Origin of the sequence: Microbacterium sp. B35-04 (genome assembly GCF_010634885.1) — a bacterium.
In the GTDB taxonomy this organism is placed as follows: domain Bacteria; phylum Actinomycetota; class Actinomycetes; order Actinomycetales; family Microbacteriaceae; genus Microbacterium.
This window is the reverse complement of record NZ_MWLP01000104.1, coordinates 1-6754: the sequence shown is the minus strand read 5'-3', so window position 1 is coordinate 6754 and position 6754 is coordinate 1. Positions and strand designations below refer to the sequence as shown.

At 67.9% G+C, this 6754-nt stretch carries 5 protein-coding genes; 2 read left to right on the top strand and 3 right to left on the bottom strand.

The window, feature by feature from the left end:
- Positions 1–70 precede the first annotated feature (70 nt).
- The 3 genes from B1729_RS18590 to B1729_RS18580 form a co-directional block, all read right to left on the bottom strand.
- Positions 71–1438, bottom strand: coding sequence for an extracellular solute-binding protein (locus B1729_RS18590; RefSeq protein WP_163620890.1), 1368 nt, complete (start codon positions 1436–1438; stop codon positions 71–73).
- Between the two features lie 70 nt (positions 1439–1508).
- Positions 1509–2459: a carbohydrate ABC transporter permease gene (locus B1729_RS18585; RefSeq protein WP_163620891.1), complete on the bottom strand. Its 951-nt coding sequence runs from the start codon at positions 2457–2459 to the stop codon at positions 1509–1511.
- Positions 2459–3322 (bottom strand): sugar ABC transporter permease, encoded by an 864-nt coding sequence (locus B1729_RS18580; protein WP_239526300.1) that lies wholly within the window; start codon positions 3320–3322, stop codon positions 2459–2461. Before B1729_RS18580 ends, B1729_RS18585 begins: the two co-directional genes overlap by 1 nt.
- 579 nt (positions 3323–3901) lie before the next feature.
- Here B1729_RS18580 and B1729_RS18575 point away from each other — a divergent pair.
- Together B1729_RS18575 and B1729_RS18570 are read left to right on the top strand one after the other, a co-directional pair.
- Entirely contained in the window at positions 3902–5260 is a 1359-nt protein-coding gene (locus B1729_RS18575; protein WP_163634258.1) for a D-alanyl-D-alanine carboxypeptidase, read from the top strand.
- A gap of 56 nt (positions 5261–5316) precedes the next feature.
- Positions 5317–6357, top strand: a complete 1041-nt coding sequence (locus B1729_RS18570; protein WP_163634256.1) for a beta-propeller fold lactonase family protein — start codon at positions 5317–5319, stop codon at positions 6355–6357.
- The last annotated feature ends 397 nt before the right edge of the window (positions 6358–6754 follow it).

Here is a 6754-nt window from a genome sequence, read left to right as displayed (position 1 = left end):
GGGCAGGGGGGGAGGGGGGGAAAAGGGGGGCCGCCCCGCCCCGCCCCCCCCAGGAACTGCGCGCTGCCGGTCAGCCGGCCGTCGCGTTGTCGTACGCCCGCATGGCCGCCTCCTGTGCGTCGGCCAGCGCCTCCTCGGGCGTCTTGTCGCCCAGGAGCGCCGCGGTGATGGCGTTGTTCAGCTCGTTCTGGATGTCCTGCCCTGCGGGCGAGGAGCCGAACGACTGACCGTAGTCCAGCACGTCGTAGTACGTCGTGATGGTCTGGTCGAACCCGGCGTTGCCGGTCTCGACGACGTGCTGCTCGCGGATCGACTGGTCCGGGCCCGGCGAGCCGGTGAACAGGCCGGTGTTGATGCCACCGTCCTCCTCGCGCGTCGCGGCGCGCGCCTCACCGGCCGCGTTCCAAGCATCCTCGCTGGTCAGCTCGATCATCCACGCGCAGGCTGCGGTGGGGTTCTCGGCACCGACCGGGATGACGAAGGCCGTGCCGCCGGCGACGGAGAAGGGGTTGCCCTCGCTGTCCTTGAACGGCACCGCCTCGATCTGGATCTGCTCGACGTACGGCGACAGCACGTTCGGGTACCACTGGGCGTTGACCTGCGCCCCGACCTGGTCGGCGACGAACTGGTTGTTCTCGCCGAAGGTGTCGAACGAGTCGGTGAAGCTCTTCACCGAGGCGTAGCCGCCCTGTGCGTCGTTGATCTGCTTGAGCATGTCGATGCCGGCGATGTTGCTCGGGTCGTCGAGCGTGGGGGCGCCCTCGTCGTCGATGAGTTGGCCGCCCATGCCGAGGATCCACAGCGCGCCCTGACCGGTCGACACCGGATCGAACCCCAGACGCGACGGAACGCCGCCCGACTCCTGGTACATCTTGTCGATCGCGCCGAGGAGCGCTTCCGGATTGGAGGTGTCGATCTCTTCGGTGATGACGCCCGCCTCGTCCATCACGCGCTTGTTCAGGATGATCGCCGGCGGCTGGTAGAACTGCGGCACCGCCCAGACCCCGTCGTCGTAGCGCACATCGTCGACGACGAACGGGTACCAGTAGTCGTCGGGCGTGACGCCCTGCGCTTCGAAGCACGCGTCCAGCGGGATGATGAGGTCCTGCGCCGCGTACTGCGTGACGTAGCGCCGATCCATCTGCACGACGTCGGGCACGTCGCCGCTCGCGATGCGCGTGGTGAACTTCTGCGCGTCGAAGGCGGTCGCATCGAGTTCGACCTCGACGTCGCTCAGCTGCTCCTCGGCGTAGTCGAGGCGTGACTGGCCGACGTCGTCGGCGTTCTCGAAGCCCCACGCCGACAGGGCCCCGGTCGGTTCCGCCTCGAAGTCCACGTCACCGCCCGTGCCGCCGCCGCCGTTCCCGCCGCCTCCGCAGCCGGCGAGGAGGACAGCGGATGCCGCGAGAGCGGCGATTCCGATCAAGCGCTTGCGCATCGGTTTCCCTTTCGATCCGGTGTTGTGTGTACGTTGTGGAATCGAGATCAGCCGCGAAGCGGCATCCGTCTCATCCCTTCCTGCCCTGCGTCGCCACCCCCTCGATGAAGTACCGCTGCCCGAACGCGAAGATGATCAGCATCGGCAGCGTGACCAGGAACGACGCCACCATGACGTACTGGTAGTCGCCCTGACCTCCCGCGGTCGGGCTGTATTTCGTCATGGCGTAGGCGATCCCCAGCGGCGCGGTGAACTCGTCGACCGAGCCGGCGTTGAGGTAGATCAGGGCAGCCTGCAGGTTGTTCCAGCTGGCCTGGAACTCGAAGAGGAACACGATGATGAACGACGGGATCGACAGCGGCATCGCGATGCGCCAGAACAGCCCCCAGTAACTCGCGCCGTCGAGCCGCGCCGCTTCGAACAGCTCCTTGGGCAGACCCAGGTAGAACTGACGCTGCAAGAAGATGTAGAACGCCGAGCCGAACAGGTTCATCCCCCATAGCGGCACCCACGTGCCGAGGAGTCCCGTCTCCTTCCAGATCAGGTAGATCGGGATCATCGTGACGGCGCCCGGAAGCATCATCGTGGCGAGCACGAAACCGAAGAGCAGGGTGCGACCCGGGAACTTGAAGTAGGCGAACCCGAACGCGACGATCGAGCTCGAGATCGCCACTGTTCCGGCCGCCAGCACCGCGATGGCGACGCTGTTCCACATCCAGCTGAGGAGGGGAAGCTGGTTCCACACTTCGACGTAGTTCTCGGGCATCCACGTGTTGGGGATGAGCGCGTTGTCGAACACCTCGCCGCGCGGCTTCAGACTCGCCGACAGCAGCCAGACGAAGGGGTAGAGGAACAGTATCCCGAAGCCGATCAGGGCGATCGCCAGGAAGATGCGACCCACGAGCGACTTCGGGCGGGCGAAGCGGCGCCGCCAGCGCGAGCGCTGGGGTGCCGCGACCGCGGCGGCCGCCGCTTCGGGAACCGGCTGGGCGACGCCCGGAGTCTGCAGCGATGCCGACATCAGCGGTCCCCCTCGTAGTAGACGAATCTGTTGCCGAACTTCACCTGGATGACCGTGATGATCATGATGATCACGAAGAGCAGCCAGGCCATGGCGGCGGCGAAGCCGAAGTTGAACTGACGGAACGCCTGCTGGAACAGATAGATCGCATAGAACAGGGATGCCTCGGGTGAGGAGTTGCTCTGATCTCGCCAGAACAGCAGGAAGGCCTGGTCGAACACCTGGAACGCGGCGATCGAGAGCACGATGACGTTGAAGAACATCGCGCCCGAGATCATCGGCAGGGTGATCGAGAAGAACTTCCGGATCGGCCCGGCGCCGTCGAGCGCCGCGACTTCGTAGAGCTCCTGCGGCACGTTCTTCAGCGCCGCGAGGAAGATCACCATGGTGCCGGCGACCGTCCACAGTGTCATGATCACGATGCTCGGCTTCACCCACGCCGGATCGACGAGCCACTGCGGGCCCTCGATGCCGAAGAACCGCAGGAACTGGTTGATGGCACCGGTGTTGCCGTTGAGCATGAGGAAGAAGACCGCGGCCGTCGCCACGGCGGGCGTCATCTTCGGCAGGTAGTAGAGCGTGCGCCAGAAGCCCGCCGCCGCCCGCGCCGCGCGGTCGAGCAGCATCGCGAGGATCAGGGCGAAGATGATCTCGAGCGGCACCGCCATCACGACGTAGAAGAGCGTGTTCGCCAGCGAGACGCCGACGCGGGGGTCTTCGAAGAGCCTGGCGTAGTTGTCGAATCCCACCGGGCTCGCCGTGTTCGTCGCGAGGTTGTAGTTGCTGAACGAGATGTACAGGCTGTACACCATCGCTCCCGCCGTGAAGACGAGGAAGCCGATGACCCACGGCAGGATGAACATGTAACCGGCCAGCGCCTCGCGCTTGTCGTAGTGCACCTTGACCTTGCGTGGCCGCTCGCTACGGCGAAGGCGCGCGCGACCACGACTCTCCCGCCCCTCGGACGCCTCGTGCAGCGCCTCGACGACGGCGTCGTTCTGCGGCGTCGTGATGCTCATCGCGAGTCCTCGCTCGGCGAGGTCCGCGGACGAATCGTGTCCGTCATGTCGTCTCCACGTCGAGATGTGGCATCGTTACCAGACGCCAGTGACTATACGTCTGTGCGTCAACGGCCCACAACGGGGTGCTCGGCGGCTGCGGAGCCTCGGCACTGGGCACACCAGCATCCCGGCCGCCGGCGTCAGGGGCGCTCATGGGGCGATGCTAGGCACGCCGCGGCGCGGCGATCCACGGGCTTGCGCGAGAGCCGTCTCCTGTGCTTCTCCGGCCGGGCGACGGCAGGCTCACGTTATCCACAGCTCGGCATCCGACGATGCGTCCTCGCAACACTCATGAGAGTGTGGCCTCATGGTTGGTCTCGGCGACTCGCATCCTATGAGCTCGTCGGCCTTCCGCACCGGCCTCGTCCCTGCGTTCGCCCGATGACGACAGACGAGCAGACGCCCGACGAGCTGTCGGAGTTCGCCGACCTCATGCGGCGCGAGGAGGAGTTCCCCGGGCGCGGCTACGGGATCGATCCGAGGGTGCGACGGGCCCGTCGCCGCCGTGGCTGGATCATCACGGCCGTCGTGTTCGCCCTCCTGTTCGGCGGGTCGGGAGCGTACGTCGGCTGGGCGCTGAACGCTCCGCTGGCCGCGCCCGAGGCCGTGGTGGCGAGCACCCCCGTGGTGGCGGCGCCTGCTGCCGCCGCTCTCGCCCTTCCGTCCCAGGGCGCCGCGGCCATCAGCGTCTCAGGCGGCGACGCCTACCTCGGTCCGACCGCGAGCGGGATCTGGGCGACCTCGGGAACCGCTGAAGCCCGCTCCATGGCCAGCATCACGAAGCTGATCACCGCGATGGTCATCCTGGATGCGAAGCCGCTCGCCGACGCGAGCGACCCGGGGCCGACGATCACCTTCGACAAGGCCGATCACGATCTCTACGACAAGTACTACGTGATGGGCGCCACGATCGCCCGCATGCCGACGGGCAGCACGATGTCGCTGCGCGACGCGCTGGCCACCATGCTGATCCCGTCGGCCAGCAACTACGCCGAGGCCGTGTCGACCTGGGCGTTCGGCTCCCAGGGCGCCTTCCTCGACGCGGCCCGGAGGTGGCTCGCCGCCCACGGCCTCACCGGTACCACCGTCGTCGAGCCGACGGGCATCAGCTCCCGCAACACCAGCACGCCCGCCGACCTCCTCACGATCGGCAAGCTCGCCCTCGCCCATCCGACGATCGCGAGCATCGCAGCGACCCCCTCGCTGTCGTTGCCCGGTCCCGGAGGGATGTCCAACACGAACACGCTGCTCGGGGTCAATGGGATCACCGGACTGAAGACCGGCAACCTGGGCGAGGACAGCTACAACCTGCTGTACTCAGCGACGCTGGATGTGGGCGCGGCCGAGCCGCTGGCCGTCGTCGGCGTCGCGATGGGCGGAGCGACCCGCGAGTCGCTCAACAGCGACGTCATCCGCACGCTCGACAGCATCCGGGCGGGCTTCCAGCAGGTGCCCCTCGTGTCGCAGGGCCTCGAAGTCGGGTCCTACTCGACGCCATGGGGCTCGACCGCCCGGATGATCGTCGCCGGCGACGCGTCGATCTTCACCTGGTCCGACACCCCGATCACGGCGACGATGCAGACGACGACGCCGAAGACCTACGAGGACGGCGAAGTCGTCGGAAGCATCACGTACACCGCGGGTCCGAACACGACGACCGTCCCGCTCGAGATCGCCGGAAGCATCATCCCCCCGACCGAGTGGTGGCGCCTGACCCACCCCTCCGAGCTCGTCGACTAGCGATTCGGGGGGCGGGGACTCCGGCAAGCGTGGGACGTCGCGCCTACGATCGGTGCATGACCGACTCCTCACTCGTGCTCGTGGCCAACGCGGGCGACGGCAGCATCAGCACCTTCCGGCTCTCGGGCGATTCGATCGAGCGGCTCGCGGTGAGCGAGGGCCTTGCCGGCTGCTCGTCCTTCGCTGTGGACTCGGCTCGTGACCTCGTGTACGCGGCGGTGAAGGGCGGGTCGGATGCCGAGCCGGCGGGCATCGTGACGCTGCGCCTGGACCGCGAGACCGGACGGCTGGACCCCGTGTCGCGGCTCGATCTTCCGGACGGCGGCATGAACTATCTCGCGCTGTGCCGGGACGGCGCGGGTCTCCTGGGCGCCTCTTACGGCGGCGGCTACGGGATCAGCTGCGCGGTCGCCGATGGTGTCGTCGGCGACCCCGTGTCCCGTGTCGAGTTCCCCAACCTGCACTCGGTGCTGCCGAGCGCGGACGGCCGATTCGCATACTTCGTGTCGCTCGGCGCCGATCTGGTCGCGCAGTATGCGCTCACCGACGACCTGCGGCTCGTCGCGCTGGCGCCGGCGACGGTCGCCGCGCCCGACGGCAGCGGTCCCCGGCATCTCGTGCTGAACGAGGCGCAGGACGCTGTCTACGTGCTGACCGAGTTCTCGGGGCAGGTGCTCCACTTCGCACGCGACGCCGAGGCAGGAACGCTCGAGCTCCGGGACGCCGCAGAGGCGTTCGACCCGTCGAAGGGCCTTCGCCACAGCCGCTTCGGGGCCGATCCGCGCGCAGAGCACCTCATCTGGGGCGCCGACCTGCACTTCGGCAGCGGCGGCCGCCGCCTGTGGTGCTCGGAGCGGACGGAGAGCACGCTCGGCGCGGTATCGGTCGCGGAGGATGGCTCCGTGTCGGCTCCCGAGCGGTTCGTTGAGACCGAGCCGCAGCCGCGGGGCTTCGCGCTCAGCCCGGACGGCGCACACCTGATTGCGGCGGGAGAGGGCTCGACGACGATCTCCCTCTACTCCGTCGACGATGACCGCCTCGATCTGCTCCGTCGCGCCGAGACCGGTTGCGGGGCGAACTGGGTGCGCTTCGTGTGATCCCGAGCGCGCCGGGCCACCGCCATCTCGGGAGCTGAGGTGATGGGCGTGCGCCGTCTTCGTATATTTGCTCTTGTATAGCAGCTCTTTTGGCGGTACTCTGTAGATCAGAGATTCGATGACGTGGGTGGGCTCCGAGCGATCGGGGCGGTGGAGTGGGTGCGGCCGGAGCCGCGGGGATGGTGGCAGGGTGCGCGGCGCTGGGGCGCCGGGATCTCCCGTTTTCTGTTCCGCTCTCGTCTGCGAGTCGTGATGTCTGCCACCCCTGCGTTCGATTCCCCCGGTGTCCCCGGTGACGACGCGTTGCCTGCCGAGCTGGCGAGCGTGATGCGGCTGGTTGCTGGGTTCGAGGCGGGTCGGCGGGAGCGGGCGGCGGCGGACGCGGCGGAGATCCGGT

What these genes read in the sequence shown, in the direction of transcription:
- B1729_RS18575 (WP_163634258.1), top strand. Translation starts at nt 3,902, where the DNA reads ATGACGACAGACGAGCAGACGCCCGACGAGCTGTCGGAGTTCGCCGAC.
- B1729_RS18590 (WP_163620890.1), bottom strand. Translation starts at nt 1,438, where the DNA reads ATGCGCAAGCGCTTGATCGGAATCGCCGCTCTCGCGGCATCCGCTGTC.
- B1729_RS18580 (WP_239526300.1), bottom strand. Translation starts at nt 3,322, where the DNA reads ATGTTCATCCTGCCGTGGGTCATCGGCTTCCTCGTCTTCACGGCGGGA.
- B1729_RS18585 (WP_163620891.1), bottom strand. Translation starts at nt 2,459, where the DNA reads ATGTCGGCATCGCTGCAGACTCCGGGCGTCGCCCAGCCGGTTCCCGAA.
- B1729_RS18570 (WP_163634256.1), top strand. Translation starts at nt 5,317, where the DNA reads ATGACCGACTCCTCACTCGTGCTCGTGGCCAACGCGGGCGACGGCAGC.